Origin of the sequence: Actinomyces dentalis DSM 19115 (genome assembly GCF_000429225.1) — a bacterium.
Taxonomy (GTDB): domain Bacteria; phylum Actinomycetota; class Actinomycetes; order Actinomycetales; family Actinomycetaceae; genus Actinomyces; species Actinomyces dentalis.
Genome location: NZ_AUBL01000053.1, coordinates 1 through 23,947, shown reverse-complemented (window position 1 = coordinate 23,947; position 23,947 = coordinate 1). Strand labels below are relative to the sequence as shown.

General features: G+C 70.3%; 13 protein-coding genes and 1 pseudogene. 9 read left to right on the top strand and 5 right to left on the bottom strand.

From position 1 onward, the window contains the following. Positions 1-223 (bottom strand): annotated as a pseudogene (locus G446_RS0111410) (hypothetical protein); the annotation flags it as partial. A gap of 215 nt (positions 224-438) precedes the next feature. Here G446_RS0111410 and G446_RS17600 point away from each other — a divergent pair. Further along, a complete protein-coding gene (locus tag G446_RS17600; protein WP_084779200.1) occupies positions 439-1,629 on the top strand; it encodes an IS481 family transposase in 1,191 nt (396 codons plus the stop codon). Positions 1,630-1,866: 237 nt separating this feature from the next. Here the strand turns inward: G446_RS17600 and G446_RS20645 are convergent, their stop codons facing one another. Next, positions 1,867-2,349 (bottom strand): hypothetical protein, encoded by a 483-nt coding sequence (locus G446_RS20645; protein ID WP_211228292.1) that lies wholly within the window; start codon positions 2,347-2,349, stop codon positions 1,867-1,869. Continuing rightward, a complete protein-coding gene (locus tag G446_RS0111395; RefSeq protein WP_156916636.1) occupies positions 2,342-4,915 on the bottom strand; it encodes a GAT domain-containing protein in 2,574 nt (857 codons plus the stop codon). The genes G446_RS20645 and G446_RS0111395 overlap by 8 nt, the downstream gene beginning before the upstream one ends. A gap of 165 nt (positions 4,916-5,080) precedes the next feature. Between G446_RS0111395 and G446_RS17590 the strand changes: the two genes are divergently transcribed. From G446_RS17590 to G446_RS17570, 5 genes are read left to right on the top strand one after another with little or no spacing between them, the layout of a single operon-like run. Beyond that, complete coding sequence (locus G446_RS17590) at positions 5,081-7,033, top strand: Cas10/Cmr2 second palm domain-containing protein (protein ID WP_051285958.1); 1,953 nt, start codon at positions 5,081-5,083, stop codon at positions 7,031-7,033. Continuing rightward, positions 7,030-9,117, top strand: coding sequence for an RAMP superfamily CRISPR-associated protein (locus tag G446_RS17585; RefSeq protein WP_051285957.1), 2,088 nt, complete (start codon positions 7,030-7,032; stop codon positions 9,115-9,117). The genes G446_RS17590 and G446_RS17585 overlap by 4 nt, the downstream gene beginning before the upstream one ends. Continuing rightward, positions 9,114-10,895, top strand: a complete 1,782-nt coding sequence (locus G446_RS17580; protein WP_245574682.1) for an RAMP superfamily CRISPR-associated protein — start codon at positions 9,114-9,116, stop codon at positions 10,893-10,895. Before G446_RS17585 ends, G446_RS17580 begins: the two co-directional genes overlap by 4 nt. Beyond that, positions 10,888-11,412: a hypothetical protein gene (locus tag G446_RS17575; protein ID WP_051285956.1), complete on the top strand. Its 525-nt coding sequence runs from the start codon at positions 10,888-10,890 to the stop codon at positions 11,410-11,412. The genes G446_RS17580 and G446_RS17575 overlap by 8 nt, the downstream gene beginning before the upstream one ends. Position 11,413: 1 nt before the next feature. Next, the gene (locus tag G446_RS17570; RefSeq protein WP_034470264.1) at positions 11,414-13,621 is read left to right on the top strand and encodes a hypothetical protein; all 2,208 of its coding nucleotides are present in this window, start codon (positions 11,414-11,416) and stop codon (positions 13,619-13,621) included. Positions 13,622-13,822: 201 nt separating this feature from the next. Here the strand turns inward: G446_RS17570 and G446_RS17565 are convergent, their stop codons facing one another. Both G446_RS17565 and G446_RS17560 read right to left on the bottom strand, forming a co-directional pair. Further along, positions 13,823-15,439 (bottom strand): hypothetical protein, encoded by a 1,617-nt coding sequence (locus G446_RS17565; RefSeq protein ID WP_034470260.1) that lies wholly within the window; start codon positions 15,437-15,439, stop codon positions 13,823-13,825. A gap of 11 nt (positions 15,440-15,450) precedes the next feature. Then, a complete protein-coding gene (locus G446_RS17560) occupies positions 15,451-17,964 on the bottom strand; it encodes a hypothetical protein (protein WP_051285955.1) in 2,514 nt (837 codons plus the stop codon). Between the two features lie 210 nt (positions 17,965-18,174). Here G446_RS17560 and G446_RS17555 point away from each other — a divergent pair, with 210 nt between their 5' ends. The 3 genes from G446_RS17555 to G446_RS0111340 all read left to right on the top strand — a co-directional run. Then, positions 18,175-20,250: an HD domain-containing protein gene (locus G446_RS17555; protein ID WP_051285954.1), complete on the top strand. Its 2,076-nt coding sequence runs from the start codon at positions 18,175-18,177 to the stop codon at positions 20,248-20,250. Then, positions 20,247-22,418: an RAMP superfamily CRISPR-associated protein gene (locus G446_RS20380; RefSeq protein WP_051285953.1), complete on the top strand. Its 2,172-nt coding sequence runs from the start codon at positions 20,247-20,249 to the stop codon at positions 22,416-22,418. The genes G446_RS17555 and G446_RS20380 overlap by 4 nt, the downstream gene beginning before the upstream one ends. Further along, positions 22,415-23,947: RAMP superfamily CRISPR-associated protein (locus G446_RS0111340; protein ID WP_026410235.1), on the top strand; the 1,533-nt coding region annotated here is incomplete at its 3' end. The genes G446_RS20380 and G446_RS0111340, both read left to right, overlap by 4 nt.

The window sequence follows — 23,947 nt, the reverse complement described above, 5'->3', positions numbered from 1 at the left end:
CCACGATGATCTTGCCCGGGTCGTGCACCGCCAGGGGCTTGCGCCAGGGCGCCAGGGCCCCCGACAGCGCGGTGTCCAGGCCCACGGCCCGAATCGCCCCGGTCAGCAGCCTCGCCCCGGCCGGCCCCCCCGCCGGCCCCTCCCCCGCCTCCACACCCGCCTGCGGGTACAACCCGGTACCATTCACCACGAGGGTGCCCCTCCCCTGGACATGCACGGACATCGACAACCCGCATTATCCCAGGACGAGGAGCACCCTCACCCCCACCCCCGGCACCCCACGACGAAAAACCGAGGTTAACCCGCGAGCACGTCTGTTAGAGGTACGTGCTCGTGGGTTAAGTGACGTGCTCGCGGGACGAGATGCCCGACGCCTGTCATGTCTCATGACTTCTGGCAGTGCCAGATGTTGTGATACGTCTCGGGCGATCCTGGGGCATGGCGCGTGAGATCAGTCTTTCCAAGCGGTTGAAGATCGTGGAGTTCGTCCCCTCGGGCCCCGGGAGCACGCGGGCGTTCTGCCGGCGCATGGGCGTCTCGCTGCGCAGCTTCTACCGCATCCGCTCCCGGTGGTCGGGGTCGGGGACGTCCTCGCTCCACCCGGCCTCGCGCGCGCCCCGGCGACCCCACCGCCGCTACGGGCCCGACGCGGAGGCGGCCGTGGCGGCCCTGCACGCCGAACTGACCGCCCGGGGCCTGGACGCGGGCGGCATCACCATCCGCTTCCACCTCCAGCAGCAGGGGATGGATCCTCTGCCCAGCGTCTCCACCATCAACCGGATCCTGGCCCGCAACGGCCTGTCCCGCGTCCAACGGGCCAAACGGCCCCGCTCGTCCTACACCCGCTTCGCCCGATCCCGGACCTGCGAGCTGTGGCAGCTGGACGCCTTCGAAGTGGCCCTGACCGGCGGGGACAGGGCCACCGTCTACCAGATCATCGACGACGCCTCCCGGCTGTGCATCGCCCTGACCGCCCGGACACGGGCGGAGAACCCCGCCGACGCCATCGACGTCCTGACCCGGGCCATCGCCGCCCACGGGCGGCCCGTAGCCGTCCTGACCGACAACGGGGCAGCCTTCAACACCCACCGCCGGGGCCTGCTGTCCAGCACCGAGCTCTACCTGGCGTCCCTGGGAGTAGCGCCCATCTCCGGGCGCGCCGGACACCCCCAGACCCAGGGCAAGACCGAACGCTCCCACCACCCCGCCCGCAAATGGCTCGCGGCGCACCCCGCCACCACCCTCACCGACCTTCAGATCGTCCTGAACGAGTTCCGCGACGTCTACAACAACCACCGCCCCCACCAGGCGTTCAGCCCCGTATGCACCCCGGCCGCGGCCTGGGCGAGGATGAGCCGGGCGCCCGAACCCACCGCCCCCATCGACCCCGACGACCTGCTCGCCGCCCCCGAGCACACCACTCGCACGGTCCGCTCGCGCGGCGTGCTGTCCTACCAGGGCCACACCCTCTACCTCGGCACCCAGTGGGCCGGCGAACCCATCCGACTGACCCACGCCCCCGGCCGACTCACCCTGACCCACCCGACCACCGAACGCCACCTCACCACCATCACCTGGCCGCCCCCCACTCCCTACACCAACCTCACAGACCACTGCCAGAAGTCATGAGACAAACAACTGCCAGAAGTCATGAGACAACACATTTACCCGGCGATCTCGTCGACCAGGACGAGCACTCCGCGGTCACCGGAGCAACCACGACGACCCCGTATCGAACTCGATCGCCCTATTGAAAGGCAGTCGAGACACTTCGCAATCCAGCCGCGCAGCTCTCCGGCCCCGAAAGACGCCCTTCCCGCGCCGGGCCTCCGGCTCCGGCCGCCCGTCCGGGGCCCGGGCGTCACGTCACCGCTCCGCCCCGGCCGCGGGGACGGCGGCGGGTGCGGGGGCGGCGCGCCCGCCGCCGGCTCGGGCGTCCGCCCCGCCTCCCCCGGTGGAATCGTCCCCGCGCCTGGCCAGGCGCCGGGCCGCCACGACCTGCCCGTCCGCGTCGCGGATGAGGTCGTCCGGCCAGACCAGATCGGCGCGCTCGGGGAAGTGCTCGGCGACCACCCGGCTGGTCACGTAGACGGTGCCCGGCCGCGGATCGGGGAGGGGCGGGTCGATACCGAGCCAGGCGGCGCCGACGGCGAGGGGCACGTCGCGCACGGCGGTTTCGTCGTCGGGGCGGGCGGGGTCGGCCACGCGCAGGTGCTCCTGCCGCCCCTCGGACAGCAGCAGTCGCGGCACGACGCCGGCGGCGGGGATCCGCAGCGTCTCGCCGCCGCCGAGGTCGAGGACGACGTCGTGGGGGGTGAGGTTCACGAGGCCAAGCGCGCTCTCAGGCATCGGAGCCCTCCTCCATATCAGTCCCAGTGCTCGCAGCACTGGCAGTACTCATGGTGTCGCGAGCCCGCTTCAAACGGGAGCCGATGTCCTCGCGAAGGGACATGAAGCGCATCTTCCAATCCGACTGGGGAACCTCAGGATTCTTATCGGCACCGGCAACCTCTCGAATGCGCTCACACGTCAGGCGCAGCAGATCCGGGTACGTCAGTCCGGCGGCGTCGACGACGAACGGAATCGGTCCCGAATACGAGTCTTTGGGACTCTCCATCACGGACTTCAACGCGGCCTGCGGAGCACTCCCGCCGTGCGCCAGGATCACCCGATTCCGCACCTCGTAGATGATCTGAAGAAGATCACGATGATCTGCCGTGCGTACGCCGTCAGCGCCTGCGCGCGACGCGCCGTTCCTGTTTCCACTCCGATCGAGACGACGTCGCGCGAGATCGCCCTTACTCCCCAGACTGGGATTGCGGATCAGAAGTTTGCGATTTTGTTTGAAACTGACCGCCTCGGCGGCGACGACCGTCAACCTCATTTGTGTCTCCCAGTCGGCATCGTCCCACAGATCTGCGATTGTTTCCAGAAGATCGAGGATCGTGCCCGCACCGGAATCAGGATCATTCTTATTGTTCGCGGCTTTGACGTACTTCCGCCGCAGTCCGTCGCATTGTTCCGCCAACTCATCCATTTCCTGGTCGCCGGCGCTGAGAGCACGCGCGGCGCTGAGAAGGTTGAGACTGTCGAGTCCGGCTGCGGCCACCTCCAGAAGCGCCGCCTCGGCATCAGCGTGCAGGGCGAAGCGATGGAACTGCGATTCGGCTTCGCCATTCTCCTCCGTGGGGTCCACGAAGGTCTGCAGGAAGAGCGGGACGGCGCGCTGCCCGCACCAGGCCTGGGCGGCGCGCAGTGCCCCGAACACCACTCCCTTCTGTCCGGACCCCACCAGGACGACAGCGGCCGGAGACGTCTTAGCCAGAAGCTTCTTCACCCGGACGCTGACGTCGTTCGCGATCTCGGTCTCGGCGCTAGCAGAGCGATCGGCTGGAGCCTCATAGCGTTGGAGGATGTCTTCGACATCAGTCAGATTCCAACCCTTGTCGGGCGCGAGGTTTCGAAGGATGTCGCGATCCTTCTCGGCCATACGGAAAGACTCATCCGAGTGGAGGATGCGGAAGACGATGGGCAGAGGAGGCTCGTCCGAGAGCATCCCGCCCGGTGCTGCCCGCCGCAACTCGGGCTGCGGAGCTGACAGAAGAATCCTTTCCGGGAAAGAGGGCATCGACTTCCCGTTCGCAGTCTTGCCCCTGCCGTAGATGTACAGAACCGGCCGCCGTCCGGGCCATGGCATCCAGCCCGGAGCAAAATCTGACAATTCCCTCTCGGCGCGGATGCGACTCATATCCTTGCTCGACGGCAGGGCGAAATCATGAGTCGATCCCTTGCCGATCTCGTTGAGGTCGTCCTGCCTCGCCAGCCAGCGATCCGCATCCGAGTCGCGGCCCTCGCGTTTCGCCCAGCCGATGACGGGGCCCAGCTCCGAGCGCCTCCTGGCGGACGCCAGCTCAAACATCGAACTCAGAGATTTTTCACCAGATTCCTCCCGCGCAGCGTTCTCCTTGGCGAGCACAGCCTCGTAGCGCGCCTTCACCCAGGCGCGCACGGCGAGTCCGGCGCCGTTGTCACCGCGCATCAGCCACAAGCAGGTGAGGCGGGCGAGTTCCTTATCAGTGAGGTCGGGAACGTCTTTGCTGAGCTTGCTCACAACGTCGGCTACTGCACGCACTTCCTGTGTAAAAATACTCTCGTCGTCCACACCGTTCATCTTCGCCCACTTGATCGCCTGAAGGACATATCCCTGAGCGAGGAGCCAGGCGACGACGGCCCGGGGCGAGGAGATGCCCGGTTCCCAAACGCGCATCCCGAGACGCTCCTCGCCGCTAGCCATAATGGACCGCCACGGCAGCCCCTCCTGGTCAACCGCGGCGAGCACCGACAGGAGCACGATCGTGGATCCGGACATGGCGTTGATATAGACCGGTTTCGACCGATGCTCATCACAACGCGCGGACAGGATTCTTCGAATATGTTTCAGATTTTCTGATTCTTTAAGGTCTCCCGACACGACTTCGACGGTGAGACGTGCCCCGAGACGCTCGAACAGGAGCGTACGCGCCCGCGGCAGTGCGACGGAGTCGCGCAGAAAATTGGCCACGGGAACCATGCCGCCCGGCATACTGCGGTCAGTGGAGCCAGCAACGAGAATCAAGTGGATGGAAATAGCTCCGCCCGGTTCTATGGACCTTGAAGAGTCGGCGTTAAAGCATTCATATTGAACCACCGCCCTCGCCTCCTGGGCGAGGGGCGAGAGCGGGAACTCCCCTTCTCCCCCGTCAAGCAGGGCCTCGACAAGAGATTCACTCGCGGACTCGTCCTCTCTCGCCGCTTCGAGTAAGGACCGCCTTTCCTCCAGTCTACGTCTTAGCGGCGCCTCCCTGTCATTTATCTGATACTGATGGGTATCGATTCCCAGATCGCCCGCTCCGACAATGTGGATGAGCAGAGTCATGACAGGTCCTCTCCGATCTACTGCGCGTTGGTCGCACTGCCGCGGCGGGCGTCCGCGCAGCGGGGACGGCGCGGCGCCCGTCACCCCGTAGTGTGCTCCATCACTCCCAACGGCGCGTCAGACGTGACATACTGCACAGGTCCCACCCCTTCCGAGAGGATCCCCATGCAGCTCGTCATGCTCGAGACCAACGGGAACCAGCGCTACATCTTCGCCGCGCCCCGTCTGCGGGACAGCATCGGCGCCTCCGCCCAGCTCGTCCGTCTCAAGGAGTGGACAGACGACGCCCTGCGGGCCACGGGGGCCGCGAAGAAGTGGAAGGGGAACCACCCGCAACCGCGGGGCGGCCCCGGACCCGCGGCCGGGCTCCCGTGCTGCAGGTTCAGCACCCAGTGGGTGTCCCGCGCCTCGGGCAAGGTCATCTTCATGGTGGACGAGGAGGGGGACGCGAAGGCCGTGATCGGCCGCGTCACCCGGACGGCGCTCGCCCAGGCCCCCGGCATGGACGTCTCGGGCGTGCACCTCGACATGGGTGACAAAACTCACGTCGACGAGGATCTCCTCAAACGGATCCACGCCCGGGCCGCCCGGTACGGCCTGCGGCGCCCGCCCGCCGAGGCCCGCTTCTCCCAGATGCCCTTCCTCGCCCGCGCCAAGGACTCCGTCCTGCCCGCCTCGCCAACGCTGGAACGCATGTTCGGCCACATCGACGACGAGGCCAAGGACGACGAGGTGACCCTGCTCTCCCTGCCCTCCCGGGTCAAGCGCTACCGGGCCTTCTACTCCCGCCGGGACCTCATCTCCCTCGCGTGCCGTACGAGCGAAGACCTGAACCCGGACCAGCTCGTCCGCGACCCCAAGAAGCTCACGAAGAAACTCCGGGAGGCCTTCGCCGTCGACGTCGAAGCCCCGGGGGAGCGTCCCGGGCCGAGCAGCGCGGCCGTCGGGCGGGACTCCGGCGGCGAGAAGGGCGCCGCCGACGAAGAACAGAAGTCCGACGTCATCGCCCTCGAGGAGCGGTTCCAGGACATTCCGGGCGGCACCGGCGAGGCGGCGTCCGCCCTGTCCAAGGTGGCCGTCATCCACATCGACGGCAACGGCGTCGGCGCCGTCATGCGCCGGCTCGGCAAAGCGATGAGCCACGTGGATGAGGACGACTTCTCACGGGCCGTCGGCTGTTCGCGCGACGACGCCGACGCCCTGCGGCGCTTCGTCCTCACCGTCAACGACCGCCTCGACCGGGCCGTCACCGAGGCCTTCGCCAAGGCCTGGGCGGACGTCGCGAAGTGGGCGGAGGCCGACGCCGGCCCGGCGGAGCGGAAGGTCGCTGTCGTCCCGGTCGTCCCCGTCATCCTGGGGGGCGACGACGTCACCGTCTTCACCAGCGGCGACTACGCCCTCCCCTTCGCGGCCGCCTATCTCGAGCGCTACGAGAGGGCCACCGAGAACGACCCGCTCCTCAGGCACCTGGGTCGCGAAGAGGGCACCGGCCCCATGACCGCCGCCGCCGGTGTCGCCGTCGTCCGCCGCGACTTCCCCTTCCACGTCGCCTACAACCTGGCCGAGCGCCTCGTCGGCGAGGCCAAGAAGGTCGGCAAGGCCCGGCAGCCCGTCCGGTCGACGCTGACCTACCACGCGCTCTTCGACTCCAGCGTCCTGGACCCGGAGAAGATCCTGCGGGCCTACTCCTCCTTCACCACTCGCCCCTTCCTGCTGAGGCGCGACGGCGCTCCGGCCTCCGATCCCCCGGGGCGGTACGAGCCCTGGCCCGACACATGCGAGCGAGTCCGCCAATTCAAGGGCCTCACCTCGGAGGATCCGGGCACGGGCGAGACCCGCTTCCCCAAGACGCGGGCCGCCCGGATCCGCAAGCTCCTGTCCGACGCCGCCCAGGCGCGGCTCGTGGACCGGGGCCTGAGTGACCGGCTCGCCGATAAGGCCGAGCATGAGTGGGATGACGCCAAGAAGGTACTGCCCGACGAGGTCCTCAAGGGCATGGGCATCAGAGCGCTCTTCGACATCATGGAGCTGAGCGATCTTCTCCCCGACAGCTACCTGCACAGCCCGTCCCCCGCCGACGGCTCCGAGCCCGCAACCACCCAGGAGGTCCAGGAATGAGCACCGACACCGCCGCGGAACCGGAGACCGGATCCCCGGAGTCCCCCGCGCCCCTCGACGTCACCATCGTCTTCCGCTCCGACTGGGGCGTGTCCACGGGCACCGGCGTGGCCGGGGGCGTGGATGCCGTCGTCGAGAAGGATGAGCGCAACCTGCCCGTGGTGCGCGGCACCGTGCTCACCGGGGCCATCCGCGAGCAGGCCTTCGTCGTCGCCGAGGCGCTCGACGGCGATTCCGGGGACAAGAGCTGGCGCAGATTCGTCGGGGCGCTGTTCGGATCGGTCAGGCGCGCCCGTCTCGTCTCCTTCTCCGACGCCCGCTTCGTCTCCTTCTCCGACGGCGCCGTCGGCAGTGAGTCGGAGCGGGAGGCGGTGCACGAGGTCGTCTCCCTGTCCATCGACGAGGAGACGGGCACCGCGCAGAAGGACCACCTGCGACTGCTGGAGCGGGCCCGCGCCTGCATTCTGCACGGCACGGTGGAACTGCTGGGTGAAACCCTGGACGGGCGTCCACTTCACTGGTGCGCGGACCAGAGGAAGGCGGCCGAACTCGTTCTGAGCATCTCCGCCCTGCTCGTACGCGCCCTCGGCTCCAACCGGTCCGACGGCGACGGCCTGTGCAGGGTTCTCATTGGCGAAACCGGCGAGGCCGGTAAGACCGGCGGGACTGATGAGAGGGACACGGATCCCGAGCAGGCTATTCGGGAGATCAGGAAGCGGTGCCGCGGGCAGTTGGAGCAGTGGAGCGGACCGGCCCCGAAAGCCCCCGACGCCCCGGACTTCCCTATCGACTCGAAGGCGGACGGGTGCTCGGACATCCCCCTCATAGGGAAGAAAGATTCCGACCACCGGGGCGGCTCGAGCGGCACGACCTTCTACGAGACCGATCTTGATATCGATCTCACGTCGCCCGTGATCTCCTACGACGTGCCCTTCTCCAACGAGCTGCGCTCCTTGGACTTCCTGCGCGGAACAGCACTGCTGCCCATTATCCACCACAGGCTCCAGGCCGCCGCCAAGAAGAACGCCGGCGTCGGCGCAATCACCCGTGAAATCATCCGCGACGCCGTCGTCAACGGCGATCTCCTGGTCTCCGACGCCACCGCCGTCGTCAACGGCGTGCGGGGAATGCCGATGCCGCTGGTGCTGTCCAGACCCAAGACGGAGGGGAACGACGAGACGGAGGGCGTGCGCGTGCTCAACCGTCTGCTCGCCGAAGAGCCTGAGAACGAGATTCACAAGCCGCTGCGCACCGGATACGTCTTCCCCGCCCCGAAGAGCGCGAACCCTTCCGAAGTTCTCGGAGGGATGGGGGTGCCGGCGCTCCAGGGGCGCCAGTCCACCGCCCACAACCCAGTCACGGGCGCGGCCGGAACTGGGCAGTTGTTCCTGGCCCGCGCACTGCCCGCGGGAATGCGTCTGCGCGCCACCGTCACCATGAGCGAGAAGCTCTACGAACGGGTCAAGAACCTGCTCAGCAGGGCCTTCGACTCTCGTCAGGCCTTCCCGGAGCGACTGGGGCTGTGGCGCCTGAGCGGGACCTACGGCCGGGCCAAGTGCCGGCTCGGCGAATTCCACCAGGTCGAAGTCCCCGGGCTCGAGTGGGATGCGAGCGAACCCCCGGCCCTGTGGTTCACTTCCGACGTCGTGGCCCGCTCCCCCCGACTGGGGCCGGGCGGAAGCCTCAAAGATCTGTACAAGGCCTTCGAACGCGCCGGAGTCCCTCTGGAACCGATCAAGGCCGAGGACGACTCGGATGAGACGTGCTTCAGCGCGGGAATCCGCCACCGTCGCGTCGACTCCTGGGGCGCGGCGGATCGGCGGCCGCGCGCCACCCGGACGGTGATCCAGGCGGGCTCCGTGCTGCGGGTTCAGCCCGCCGATGCGGGCAGCAGCCCGGAGGAGACGATGAGAAGACTCGCCCGCCTGTCGGTGACCGGAGTCGGCGAGCTCACGGCCCAGGGATTCGGTCGCTTCGTCGTCGACCATCCGCTGCTGCGCGAGAAGGAGTTCAGACTCACCTCTTTGAAGCATGAGGACTTCATCGCCGATGGATGTGCAGCCGTGAAGCCGGAGGGAGAATGATGAGCATCACCCGCTACGAGTTGACCGTCTGCTTGAGGACCGATTCTCCTCTGCACTCGGGCGGCATTGACGAAGCCGTGGACCGCGCCCGCCCGTCGAAGAAGCGCGAGACCGTGCCCCGGCGCTTCGCCCGCGACGGGACCGGTCATCCGGTGCTGACCGGCCGTTCCATCAAGGGGGCGGTGCGGGCGGCCTGCAAGAAGTACTTCGATGAAACACGGAAATCCCACCTGTGGGGAGGACTGTCGAATCAGGGAGCCTGGGCCTCAGCCCTGACCTTCCACGCCGTGGATCTTCACAATGCGGAGGTCTTTCCGGGGCGCGGGGACGGCCCGGGCGGGGACAGCGGACTGCCCACTCGCATGGGCATTGCCATTGACCGTTACTGGGGGGCCGCCGGGGACACCGCGCTCTTCGAGCACGAGTACGTGCCGGCCGGAAGGCCCCTGACCCTGACGATCACCGCGCAGGCGGGGTCAATGCCCAGAAACAGGCCCGACGATCCGGCCGCGCCCTTCGGGGGCGTCTCCGAATGTCAACCGGTGACGGAGGATGATGTGGAGCGACTCTTCTCCATTATCCTCGGAGTGCTGAAGTCAGGACGGGTCTCCTTCGGCGGGCGCAGGAACGCCGGCTGGGGACGGGTGCGACCCGATATGCGGCCCGGCAGCGAAAGGTTCTGGGTCCTCACCAGGGCCCCATTGGGGACGCGCGACGATCTTCTGAGCTGGCTGGGCAACGGCTACGGCGAGGACATGAGCGAGCGGATCGAACCGATCGAGTGCGGCGATCCCGACCGCGTGCGCATCAATATCGAGTGGAACAGCCCCACGGGTATTCTCGTGGCCGATCCGCGACTCAGTCAAACCAAGTCGGCGCGCAATGAGTCCGACACGGATAAGGCTCGCGAGAAGAACGTCCAGGCGCCGGAGGAGGGCGAGAAGGCAACGCGGGGGACCGATCCGGACGGCGAGCAGCATGACCTCCGAGGCGAGGACGATCCCGATGAACTCGTTCCCACCAGGCACCTGCGCAGCGGCCCGGGGGAGAACGCGCCGATCGTGCTGCCGGGCAGTTCGGTGCGCGGCGCACTGCGCTCGCGCGCCTCGCGAATCGCCCGCACGATCCTGGCCGCTCGCCATGCGTCCGTCAACGACTGGTCGGACACCAATGTGCACGATCAGCTCGCCCACGATCCCGACCTCGTACAGCGCCTGTTCGGCTCCACCGAGCGCCGGGGCGCACTGACGGTCCTGGACACCCTGGCGTCCTCCAACGGATCCACCCGGTTGATCACCCACAATGCGGGTGACCGGTGGACCGGCGGCGTCGCAGAGGGCACTCTGTACGGCGAGGAGGTCCACGACGCAGAGTGGAAGAACATTGTTCTCGAGTTGGACCTGAATGCACTGTCCAATGATGACAATCGCCGCGGGGGGACTCAGCGTTCGCGCCCCGAGGACGATAATCTCCGCAGGGCGGCCTGGTGCCTGCTCGGGCTCGTCCTGGCCGAACTGGCCGCCGGCGCGCTGCCCCTGGGCAGCCGGGGCACGCGGGGGCTGGGGCAGGTGGAGGTCACCAGCATCAAGGTCGAGGGCGGCCGCAGCATCGGCATCGGGGACCAACTCTTCTCAGCGCCTGCGAAGGGCGCCGGAGAGTCCGTCGCCGAGCAGATCCTCGGCCGCCTCCGGACGGTGAACAAGGAGATCACCGCGAGCCCCGGCGCGAGCGGGTGGGCGAGCTATCTGACGGGCGACGAGGAGAAGAGCCATGACTGAGACGCACCGATTCGGCAGGCGCCTGCGAAGGGGGCGCTGGACCGTCCGCGACGCCGGAGACTTGCAGCGGGTCATCGCCCGGGCGACCGAGTCCCAGGCGCAGTGGCAGGGCATCGCCTACACGACGGCGGGTGCGCGCGCGCTCCGATCGATCTCCGAAGGGGCGCTCTGCGGCACGGACGGCGAGCAGGTTCAGCACAACACCGTTTACGAGTTGCGGCTGTGGTCGGTGATCGCGAAGGGCGGTGAGGGCGACGACGTGCTGGCGCACGAGCTCCGGTGGCTCAACGGCACCGGAGCGGCGGAGGTCACCCTCCGCGGGGCCGATGATGACGACCGGGCCGGCGCCCCGGAGGAGGAGCGCTGCTGGTACCGGCCCAACGACTATCTGCAGCACAGCGCCGACAAGGCCGATGCGCGAAATATGCCCATTATGACGAGCGTCGAGGTCTTCACCGAGGCCGATTACGGCAATACCGTGTTCGTTGACGAGCTCATGACAGGGGAGTGGAACTGACATGGATGACTTCGAGCCCTTCCATTCCGCAGTCAACCGAATCCCGGTGCTGCGCGAGTCCGGCGAACGACTTGCTAATGCCGGCGTACTCCCCCAAGGCCTTTTCAAGGACTATAAGGCCCCCGGCCATGACCGCCTCTACGCCGATCGCTGGTCCGGCTCCATCGACCTGGAGATGATCGTGCGCACGCCGCTCGTCTTCGGGGAGCAGAAGGACGGGAATGTCGACCTCCCCCTGGACGACGACGGTCGCCCCGTTGTGCCCCCCACAATGGTCAAGGGCATGATCTCGCGCGCCTACGAGACGCTCACCTGCTCGCGCTTCCGGGTCTTCGGGGACGCCGAGAACCGCAGTGGGCGGCGCCGCATCAAGAACGACCACTCCGAGCTCCTCACCTACCGGGCCGACCCGGCCGCTGCGAATAATCTTCTCCCCGGACGCATCCTCGAGCAGGAGAACGGCGGGCTCGCCGTCGAGATCCTGGACGGCTTCGGGAAGAACGCCCGGGTCGCCCTGATCAGGGATGATCTGAATCATGGGTACGGCACTATTGCGTGCACCAACCATCCCGATATCAGGACGGTCCCCGGGGGCCGGGTCAATCCGCAGCAGGTCTTCACGCGTTTCCGCAGCCTCACCCGCCACGGGGAGCAGGTGAACGTCCAGCTCGCGCAGTGGCGGGACCAGAGGGGTGGACGCCACCTCATGGTCACCGGGGTGTGGCAGGGCGATCACCTCGAAAAATTTTTCGATGTCGGCCATGGCCCTGATGTTGAGACCTTCAATGTTTGGGGATACCCCTGCCGGACGACCCCCGAGGGGAAGACCTCCCGGAAACTGTTCGGAGACGAAAAGGAGGGGAAGACCTACGAGCGCTTCTTCTTCAAGTCGGCCCGAGACGGCAGTAATCTCTACGGAACCATTCTGCCCCTCGATCCCGAGCACGTGACACGATACGCAACCGTGCTCCGGTCGTATTCGGCGCAGCAGAAGGCGCCCGGCGGAGACGAGCACCTGCTCAACCGGGCGGCCGCCACTCACCCCGCGCCCTCCGATAACGCCCTGTCCGACGGCGATCTCGTCTTCGTCCGACTCGACAGAACCTACGCCTCCGGCGGTGATGACATTCCCGCCGACGCCCGGGTCATGGACGTCCTCCCCACAATGGTCGGACGGCGCCCCTACAGCAGGTCGCCCCGGGAGCTCGCCGCCGCGCAGGGGGTTCTTCCTCTCACGAGGGCCGTTGAGGCGTCCGCCGCCGATCGGCTCTTCGGCTATGTCGTCCCCGACGCCGATGACGGCGCGAAGGGCGGGGACGTCGCCTATCGGGGAAGGCTTTCCTTCGGCGTCGTCGACGCCTCGGAGGCCCGCGTCAGCCGTGAGAAGAAGAAACTCTCACCGCTGTTGACGCCCAAGACGTCGTCGGCGAGGCGATTCCTCACCGATAGTTCCGGAAAGACTCCTTCGAAGGGGAAGAATCCGCTTCCGCGCAGCGACTACTTCGCCCCCGGACAGCTCCTCGGCGCCGCCGCCTACCCTGTGCATCGCAGACTCGTGGAGGGCAAGGACCTGGACAAGTCGGGGTTCCCCGCGCAGGCGACCGAAGATCCCGTGCTGAACGGTAAAGAGCAGGACAATGCCGCGGTCCGCCTCATAGCCCGCTCGTGGATGAAGACCGGCAGCGTCCTGCGCTGCACCATGCTCTTCTCGAACCTGAGCCGGGATGAACTGGCGGCGCTCATCTGGGTGCTCACCCCCCGGAATCTGGTCCCGAACAATGAGAAGAAGGACCCCGGCGCCGTCGGCCACCTGCGAATGGGACTGGGGAAGCCGCTCGGACTGGGGACTCTCGAGGTGAGCATTGCGAAGAATGGCCTTCGCGCCATTCGGGGGAGTGATCTGGCCGAGTCCTACGCGAACCTGGACGGATGCCTGGGCCTGGGCGCTCCCGTCGTCGGCGTCGAGGACTTCCCCCTGCCGAACGAGGCGCTCCTTCTCAAGACGCCATGGGTGAGGGCCATGCAGCGCGCCGCCTTCGGCTACAGCGACGGCGCACCGGTGCGCTACATGTCCCTGGAGGAGAACAGGGCGAACAACCAGACCGAACCCAGGAGCGGTGATCCCAAGGAGGGGTATGGTCAGTCCCCGACGAGCCTGTTGGCCGAATCCCCTCGGCCGCTCAAGATCAAAAGGCCTCCCCGGAACTGAAGACCCCGCAGAAACCGCCGCCGCGCCAGGAGCCGAGCCTTCGCAACGAGGCTCGGCTCCGACCGGGCGCCCCGATTCCGTGAACGCGCAGGTTTCCAGTCGAACGCGCAGATGAGAGGCGCGCGCTCGACTGGAAACCTGCGCGTTCACGGATGACGATGACGGAACGGGGCCGGCCCCTCGCGCACCGGGCCCTCGCCCTCACGCGCCGGGTTCGGCGCCGGCCGCCGCCCTCTCCCGCCGTCGGGCCATGTGCGCCACCGCGTGCGCCACCGCCCACCAGAACACCCCGCCGATAATGGCGGAGCCCAGGATCACCGCGATGAGCACCAGCCACCAGTTGAAGTGCCAGCCTCCGAGCCGGTACAGACGGCGGTCGATGCCCGCCTCGGGGTTCCAGTTCACCCAGAGCTCGAGGAACACGCTCAGCGGCAGGCCGATGAAGGAGAACACCGCGGCCGCGATCTCCAGCGTCCGGGCCGACCTGGCCCGCTCCTCCTCGGCCTGCTGCTCGGCGCGCCCGATCCGCATGAGCACGTTCTCCCGCAGGCGGTGCGCCTGGTCGCGCGCCTCCTCGACCAGCAGGGGGATCCTGTACGTCTCAAGCAGGTAGGTGAGGAAGGCGTCGAGCTGGCGGTCCGAGTCCGTCATCATCGTCCACTGCTCGGAGACGACGAATCCCACCGCCTCCGAATCGAGCTCGATGACCCGGTCCACCTCCTCCGCGGCATTCGCCTGCACCTCCGCCAGGCGCGCCATGAGGGACGAGGCCCGGTGCCGCTGGAGCAGCATGAGCAGGACGGCCTCGATGAACCTGCCCTCGATATGGGCGAGCGGGCGGAACCCCTCGCCCCGGATCTGGCAGAAGGAGCACCCGCTGATACTCGCATACGCCACCCAGGTCTGCGACAGGCGGTGGACCTGGCGCTCCCGGTCCCCGAAAACCCCGTCCTCGAAGCTCTCGTCGTCGCGGCGGGGCAGACGCCCCCACCGCCAGGCGCTCACCACCGCCCGCTCCCGGGTCGCATCGAGCCCCGGCGCCGCCACGGCGTCCTTCAGCGGTCGCGGCGCCCGCCCCTCCTGGCGCTCCTGGTCCGTGCGCAGGTCGAAATCGTCCAGGACCAGTCCGTCGCCGCGCTCCGAGGCCACAATATCGCGCGGCACGTAGGTGATGACGTACGGGTCGGCGCTCGGTTCCCCATCCCAATCGGTGACCCCGAATCCGTGCCCCACATCGTCGGCGCCCCGCTTCGACTCAAGGGCGAGGACCCGCGCCACCTCGTGGGTGATCTCCTCCTTTCCGGCGGGCTCTCGCGTCAGATTGCGGACCCAGGAGAATGCCTTGGGACTCGTCGGCACGCGCAGGACCAGGTGAAGGACGATGAGCACCCGGGTCGAGGGCGTCTTCCCGCCCGTCCCCGCGGCGCCCCCGGCGTCGGGGGCCTCGACCGGCTCCACCTCGAGAATGTCCCAGGCGAAGGCGTAGAACGGCGGTCTGCCCCGACTCGCGCGGTTCTTCTCGGTGACGAAGACCGGCGCCAGGTCCGGGTAGACGTAGTGACGCCGGTGGGCCGGGTCGAGGAGCCGTCTGCGCACCGGCTCGCGCAGGCGGCGCGACGTTCCGTCGAAGGCGGTCGGCCTCCTGAAAATGGATATCCGCACCGGGCCCTGCGGGAACAATTCGCGCCACTCCTCCCATGTCCCGGGAAGCTCCCACGGCACGATGACCATGAGGCGCAGCGCATTGTCGTCGTCGTTATCGATCTCCAACAGGTCCGACGGCGTCCGGTCCTCGACGTTCTTCACGCCTTTCACCATGCCACATCCCCTCAGCCGTAGGAAACGTCTTCGAGCGCGCCGACCCGTTTCCGCAGGGAGCCCAATCGACTCCCCCAGTCCCCGGCCACGGCGCCGGAATCGCTCTCGACCGCGGTGACGGCCCGCTCGACGAGCCGGGCATAGGTGCACCGCGACTCCCGCCGGTAGTGGCTCAGGACCTGCTCGGTGGCCTCGGACAGGCCCTTCGAGCCGTGATTGATCGTGACCTTGTTGCGCACGCGCACGAGGAGGCGCAGCAGCGCCCCGACGCCCTCGTCGGCGAGATCGGCGTCATCGGACGTGTAGACGGAGTTCTTCCGCTGGTCGAATTGACTGTCCGCGAGGGCGAGAACACGGGGCTCCCGGAATGCGTCGGTCCGCTTCGATTCGGGCGCGGGGTTCAGCAGTTCGCCGATAATGGTGGCCAGGCGCGCTTGGGCGTCGGGCGGGACGTGATCGATCATGCGGCCGACGGCGCCCATGACCCCCAGAATCACTCCCGCGCGCCCGTCGATGTCCTCGGTCTGAACCGCCTGCACGAGCTCGTCCGCGAGCGCCCGGGCCTCGCCGGCCGACTCCTCCATGGCGGGGTCCCCCAGGGCGAGCAGGCGCGCCGCCGTGAGCAGGTCCAGACGGTCCAGGCAGTAGCCGGTCGCCCGCAGCAGCGCCCTGCGGACGTCGCGGTCGAGCCCGAACTGGTGGAACTGGAGGACGTTCCGGCCGTCGGCGCTCCGCACCGTCGATGCGAGGAGCACCGCAATGCCGTGGCGAGCGCCGAAGATCTGCGCGGCGCGCAGGAGCGCGATGACGACGGGCTTCTCCCCCACGACGGTGACGACGATGGCCCGCGGGCGGGACCAGCGCTCCTCGAGCTGGTCCTCGAGCCACTGGGCGGCGAGGCGGCCGGCCCGCGACATGCTCTCCTCCGCCCCGCTCGCCGTGACCCCGTCGCTCGTGGCGGCCCGCCCGTAGCTGCGGGCCGTGGCGCCGTCGGCCCCGGGCGGCTCCCAGTCGGGGTGATGGTCGACGTCGCCGGCCGCGAGCCTGTCGACGACGCCGCGCCCCTCACCCAGGCTGTCGTCGGAGCAGGCGATGAATGTTCTCAGCGTCAGCGGCCCGGGGACGGAGCAGGCCCGGCGCAGGGCCGGGTCCGGCTGCGCGCGCAGGAGCGCGACGGCGATGGGGTCGCGTTCGGGGCCCCTCCCCCTTCCGCGGGGCTGTCCCTGAGCGGTCAGCAGGCACACGGTCCCCGACGGCCACGACAACCAGTCCGGGGGCTGGCCGCCCAGGGCGGCGCGCACCCGTTCGCGCAGGTCGTCGCCGGCCTCGTCGAAGCGGTGGGTCGCCCCGATGCCCAGGTCGATGAAGTCGCGCTGGGCGACGAGCCACGCCTCGGGCGCGGCGAGGGGCCGCGTGCTCGCCTCCTTCTCGAGGCGCCCGATCGCCCGGCCGAGCTCGCCGCCCTTCCGGAGCGCATCGGGGTGCTCCGCCTCGTCCAGCCCCGTCTGGTCCAGGTACTGGCGCCGGCGCCGCCGGTACTCGGCGGCCACCCACGCCCGCAGCGCCATGCCCGCGGCCAGGTCCCCGCGGGCCGTGTCCGTCCACAGCAGCTGGGCGAAGTCCTCGGGGCCGATCCCCCCTTCCACGGGGGTCTCGCCGACGGCGCGCCGCAGGGCCCCGGCGGCCCGCCGGACCTCGTCGGGCATCTCGCCGCCGGCTTGCGCGCCGGCCCCGCGCCCGTCGTACTCCTGGGCGAGGACGGTGGGCAGCCCGAGCCCCATGAGCCAGCCCCGCAGGGGGTCCTCCCCGTCGACCGACATGCGCAGGATCGGCGCCGCGCCGCCCGCCCGGTCGTCCCCGACCCGGTCGATGAGGGCCAGCGACCACTCGTCGCCGTGGGTGGCGGCGGCGACGCCGGCGACCTCGGCGAGGACGGTGGTCGCGCCCCCGGCCAGGGCGAGCAGGACGTGTCCGTCGTGCCCGCCGATCGCCCTCTCCAGGGTCTCGATCGAGGCCCGCGACACCTGGAGGCCCGGCAGGATGCAGGCGTCCAGCACCCGCGCCCGCCTCCCCGCCACCAGGTCGCGCACCTGGGCCGAAGCGCGTCGCAGCGCCCCGACGAGCGCCCTCGCGATCGAGTCCGTGGGCGTGCTCCCGCCTTCGACGCCGACGACGAGGATGTCGATGTCCTCGGAGGATGTGCCCGGCTCCCCGGCCAGGCGGGCGAGCGCCCCCAGCTCCTTGCGCAGGGCGCTGCCGGGCGCGGCGGCGGGCGGTGCGCCGCCGGATGGCGCAGGCGGGGCACTGCCGGGCGCGGGGCCGGCCGCGTCGTCGGCGCGGGGGTCCTTCTGCGTGAAGCGCAGCCCGAGGAGCAGGTCGGCGGCCCGCCCGCCGGTGCGGGCGGCGTCGAGCTCGGCCGCGCGGCGAGCGGTCAGCTCGGCGGTCTCCTGCCGCGGACGGCTGCGCCCGCCGACGATCAGGGGGATCCCCAGGTCGGCCGTCCCGGCCACGTGAACCAGCAGCACGTCGTCATCTCCTTCGTCGACCGGTGCGGCGCGAGGGTCGGACCGGGCCGGGCCGGTCCGCACCACACCGCGGGCCAGTGTGCACCGCCGGCGCCGGCGGCGGGGAGCCCGGCGCGTGTCCCACTTCTGAGACAAAAGTCGGTGCTCCCCTCCGTCACCGCCGCGGGGGTGGCATACTGCACAGGCTCCCGTCCCTCCGAGAGGATGCCCATGCAGCTCGTCATGCTCGAGACCAACGGCAATCAGCACTACATCTTCTCCTCGCCCCGCCTGCGCGACAATATCGGCGCCTCCTCCCTGCTGACGCACCTGGAGCGGTGGACCGAGGAGGCGCTGGCCTCGACGGGGGCCGCCGGGGCCTGGCGCGCATCGCGCGGCCTGCCGGCCGGCCCGGGCGCCGACGAGTCGCAGTGGGTCTCCCGCTCCTCCGGCAAGGTCATCGTCATGGTGGACGAGCCGCAGCGGGCCCGCGACCTCATCGGGGAGGTCACGCGCAGGGCGCTCGCCCAGGCCCCCGGCCTGGACGTGTCCGGGGTCTTCATCGAGATCCCCGGGGCCCGGGGCGTAGGCGGCGGCCCTGTGGTGGACGACGCCGCCCTCAAGGCCGTGCACGCCGAGGCCGCCGCCTACGCCCTGCGGCGGCCCCCCGCGGACGCCCGCTTCGCCCAGATCCCCTTCCTCGCCCGGGCCAAGGACTCGGCCCTGCCCGCCGCCCCGCCCCTGGGCCGCGAGGACGAGGCGGGGGACGACCGCGCCGATCAGCTCTCCCTGCCCTCGCGGGTCAGGCGCTACGAGGCCTTCCGGGCCCGCGCGCACCTTCTCCTGCTCAGTCGGCTCAACAGCGACCAGTTGGATGAGCAGAAGGAGCTCTTGACGCGCGACCCCACGAAGCTGGCGGATATGCTGCACGCCGCCTTCTCGTCGGAGGGCCCGGCCGCCGACGCGCCCTCGCAGGGGGAGCGGGAGGCGGCGCCCGAGGACGAGGAGAGTATCCGGGAGGAGCGGGCCTCGATACGCCGTCTGGAAACAGTCCTCCAGACCGCCCCAGATTCCGCCCCCGAGGACGGGAGCGGGGACGAGAACGAATCATCCGCCGTCGGCGCCCTACCATCGCGGCGGGAAGCGGCCCCCCTGTCGAAGATCGCCGTCATCCACATCGACGGCAACGGGGTCGGGGGCGTCATGCGCCACCTCGCCGACGCCAAGAAATTCGTCGACAAGAGTGTCTTCAATGAGCAGGTCGGCTGCGGGCGCAACGACCCGGACTCCCTGCGCCGGTTCCTGCTCAATATCAACGAGCGCCTGCAGCGCGCCGTCGAAATGGCCTTCGCCGGGGCCTGGGCGGATATCGCCCGCATGGCCGAGCGCGACGCCGGGGCGGCCGGACGGCCGTACACCGCCATCCCCGTCGTGCCGGTCATTGTCGGGGGCGACGACGTCACCGTCATCACCAGCGGCGACTACGCCCTCCCCTTCGCGGCCCGCTACCTCGGCCGCTACGAGGAGGAGACGGAGAAGGACCCGCTCCTGCGCCACCTCACCCCGCCCAAGGGCTCGCGCACGGGCCCCATGACCGCCGCCGCCGGCGTCGCCGTCGTCCGCCGCAATTTCCCCTTCCACCTCGCCTACAACCTGGCCGAGAAACTCGTCGAAGGCGCCAAGAGCGTCGGCAAGACCACCAGGCCGCCCTGTTCGACGCTCGGCTACCACGCCCTGTTCGACACGACCGTGCTCGACGCCGCCGAGCTGCTCGGCGCCTATAAGAATTTCACCGCCCGCCCGTTCCGGGTCGTGGACGGCCTCACCTCATGCAATTGCTCCGGCTGCAAGGAGAATGAGGAGGACGGGGAGAAGGAGAATAAGAAGAAGGACTCCGACGCCGCCCCCAGAACCATTCCGGCCCACGAGACCTGGGACAAGACGTGCCAGCGGGTCGCCGCCTTCAAGGGCCTGCCGGGGGAGGACGGCGAGGAGAGGGAGCCCTTCCCCCACACCCGCGCCGCCCGCATCCGCAAGCTCCTGTCCGACGCCGCGAACGACCGGACCGTGCGCATCGGCGGGGAGGAGAAGAAGCCCCGAGACCTGGCCGAGAACGAGTGGGAGAGCGCGCGAGAGAGCCTGGGGCGCGACATCGACGCCGAGCTCGGCGGCATCGAGGCCGTCTTCGACCTGCTCGAGCTGGCCGACCTCCTCCCCGACTCCTACCTGACCGAGGTCCGCGAGCGCCTCTCGGGCGACCGCGCCGCGCCGCCCATCCCCACGAGTCCGACGGAGGCCACCGCATGAGCGCCCCAACCTTCCCCGTCTCGGTCGTCTTCCACAGCGACTGGGGGGTGAGCACCGGTGTCGGCGTGGTCGGCGGCGTGGACGCCGCGGTCGAGAAGGACGAGCGCGGCCTGCCCGTGGTCCGCGGAACGGTGCTGGCCGGCGTCGTGCGGGAGCAGTCCGTCCTGGCCGCCCAGGCGCTCGACGGCGGCGCCGCCGGCCCCTGGCACAAGTTCGCCTCCGAGCTGTTCGGCTCGGAGCAGGCCCCGCGCCTGGTCGTCTTCTCCGACGCGCGGGCGCCCGAGGGGGCCGCGGCCGGGGGCGCCCCGGTGCACGAGGTCGTCTCCCTGTCCATCGACGACGACACGGGCACCGCCCGGGAGGACTTCCTGCGGTTCATCGAGCGGGCCGGCCCGTGCGCCCTGGGCGCCACGGCCACTCTTCTCGACGCCGACGTCGACGGGCGCCCGCTGGTCTGGGACGAGGGCCGGCGGCGGGCCGCCCGGCTCCTGCTGGCCCTGTCCGGCCTGCTCGTGCGGGGCATCGGCTCGGACCGCTCCAACGGCGACGGCGCCTGCGACGTCCTGGTCGGCGCCGAGTGCGGCCCCGATGCCGCCGCGGCCGGCGGGGAGGACGACGCCGCCGCGGCCAAGAAGAAGGTCAAGGACTGGTGCCGGGAGCAGGTCAGGGGCTGGGCCGTCGCGTCCGGAGCCGAGGGCGCACCGGTTCCCCGCGTGCCGAGGGCCGAGTCCGATCCGGACGGGGAGCACCGGCCCCGGATCGGCCGGGCGCCAGCGACCCCGGCGGCCCCGGCGGTTCCGGCCGCGAGCGCGCCGGGCGCCCCAACCGTGAGCGCGCCAGCGGTTCCGGCGGCCCCGCTCGCGACGGCGACTCCGCACGCCCCGGACGCCAGCGCCGCCGTCTCCCCCGCCCCGGGCGCCGCCGAGCCGGGCGCCGCCGATCCCGGGCTGATGGCAATGGATCTGACCATCGTCCTGCGGACCCCGGTGGTCTCCTACGAGGTGCCCATGTCCAACGAGGTCCGCTCCCTGGACTTCCTGCGCGGCACCGTGCTCCTGCCCTGGGTGCACCGCCTCCTCGGCCGCGAGTGCGGGGGCGACACCGACGACACCCTGGTCCGCGACGCCGTCGTCAACGGGGACCTTCTGGTCTCCGACGCCGTCGCCGTCGTCGACGACCGGGTCGGCCTGCCCATGCCGCTGGTCCTGTCCAGCCCGAAGGTCGAGCGGCGGGGGCGCGGGTGGATCACGGCCGTCAACCGCCTGCTCGTCGAGGAGCCGGAGGAGGTCCACAAGCCGCTGCGCTCGGGCTACGTCTTCCCCGCCGCGGACGGCGATCGGGAGTGCCCCGCCGCCGCGGACGACGACCGGCCGGACCCGGCCGCCGCGGACGAGGGCCGGAAGCTCCCGCCCCTCGCCGGATGGTCGGGCGCCCCTCCGCTGACCGGACGCCAGTCGACGGCGCACGATACCGCCACGGGGGCGGCGAAGGACGGCCAGCTCTTCCTGGTGCGGGCGCTGCCCGCGGGCCTGACGCTGCGCGCGACGGTGACCATGTCCCCGGCACTGCACGAGCGCGCGGGGGCCCGCCTGGCGGGCCTGGCCGACAGGGCGCTGGACGCCCGCATCGGGGCGCGCCGCCTGAGCGGGACCTTCGGCCGCGCGCTGTGCACCTTCTCCGCGGCCCGGCCCCTGGCGCCCGCCGAGCCGGTCGACGGGGAGACGACCATCTGGTTCACCTCCGACGTCCTGGTGCGCTCCTCGGGCCTGGGGCCGGGCGGGGGCTTCGAGGACCTGCGCGGTGCCTTCAAGCGCACCGGAGTCCCCATCGAGCTCGTCGACATCCCACCGGGGGAGAAGAGGTTCCGGGCGGGGGTGCGCCACCGCCGCGTCGACTCCTGGTCCGCGGCGAGCCACCAGCCGCGGGCCACCAGGATGGCCGTCCAGGCCGGCTCGGTCCTGAGGATCCGGCCCCTGGCCGACGACGCGGCCCGGAGACTGGCCCGCCTGGCCCTGACCGGCGTGGGCGAGCTGCGGGCCCAGGGGTTCGGCCGCTTCGTCGTCGGACATCCGCTCCTTGAGAGGGAGGAATTCCGCCTGACGCGTCTTGACGCCAAGGACTTCATGGGCCGGGCGGCCCGCACCGACGAGCAGGAGGAGCAGTCATGAGCGTGACCCGCTACGAGCTCACCATCCGTGTGAGGACCGCCTCGCCACTGCACTCGGGCGGCATCGACGAGGTCGTGAACCGCACGGAGGAGGGCCGGGACCGGCAGACCGTCGTGCGCAGATTCGCCCGCGACGGACGCGACCGCCCGATCCTGACCGGACGCTCGGTCAAGGGCGCCCTGCGCGCCGCCTGCCGGCGCTACCTTTCGGGGCAGCCGGACGGCGACGTCGCGACGGTGCTGAACGCCCGGGCCCTGCGCCGCCTGTGGGGCGACGAGGGGAAGAAGAGCGCGTCCGCCCCGCTGCGGGCCGCCTGCCTGACCGTCCACACCGTGGAGCTGTGCCCGGTGGGCACTGACGGGACAGTGGGCACTGACGGGGCTGCCGGGGCTGCCGGCGCGAACGGGGCTGCCGGTGAGCTGCCGTCGCGCATGGGCAACGCCATCGACCGGTACTGGGGCTCGGTGGCCGACGGCGCCCTCTTCGAGCACGAGTACCTGCCGGCGGGAAGGCCCCTGGAGATCGTCATCACCGCGCAGGCGGGCCTGCCCGACGGCGTCGACGTGCCCGCGGGCGCGGTGGAGCCGGCGACCCCGGAGCAGGTCGAGACGCTCTTCGAACTGTTCCTGGGCCTGTTCGGGAGCGAGCGCATCGCCTTCGGCGGGCGCCAGGGCGCCGGCTGGGGGCGGGTGCGGCCCGACGCGCGGCCCGGCGCCGGCTTCTGGACCCTGACCCGGGCCCCGCTGGGGTCGTGCGACGACCTCGTGAACTGGTTGAGCGGCGGCCAGGACATGGCCGGGACGATCACTCCGGTCGACTGCGGTGGCCCCGACCGGATGCGCATCACCGTCGAGTGGAACAGCCCCACGGGCATCCTCGTGGCCGATCCGCGGATCAGCGAGGCCGAGCTTGAGCGCAAGAGGCAGGAGAAGGAGAAGCGGGAGAGGGCGGCGCAGGAGGCCGGTCGGAGCGGCGAGCAGGGCGGCGTCCGCGACGACTACGTCCCCGCCAGGCAGATGCGCACGGACACCGCCCAGGGCGAGCGGCTCGTACTGCCGGGCAGCTCGGTGCGCGGCGCGCTGCGCTCGCGGGCCTCGCGGATCGCCCGCACGATCCTGGCCGCCCGCCGCGCGCCCGTCGAGGACTGGTCGGACACCGACGTGCACGCCCAGCTCGCCGACGACCCCGTCCTCGTGCGGGACCTGTTCGGCTCCACCGAGCAGCACGGCGCCCTGACGGTCCTGGACACCCTCGCCGTCCCGAGCAGTTCCAGGCTCATCCCCCACAACGCGGGCGACCGGTGGACCGGCGGCGTCGCGGGCGGGGCCCTGTACGGCGAGGAGGTCCACGACGCGCAGTGGGGGGAGCTGACGCTGGAGCTGAATCCGGGCTCGTTCTCCCCGCGGGCGGACGTCAATCGCCGCAGGGCGGCCTGGTGCCTGCTCGGGCTCGTCCTGGCCGAACTGGCCGCCGGCGCGCTGCCCCTGGGCAGCCGGGGCACGCGGGGGCTGGGGCAGGTGGAGGTCACC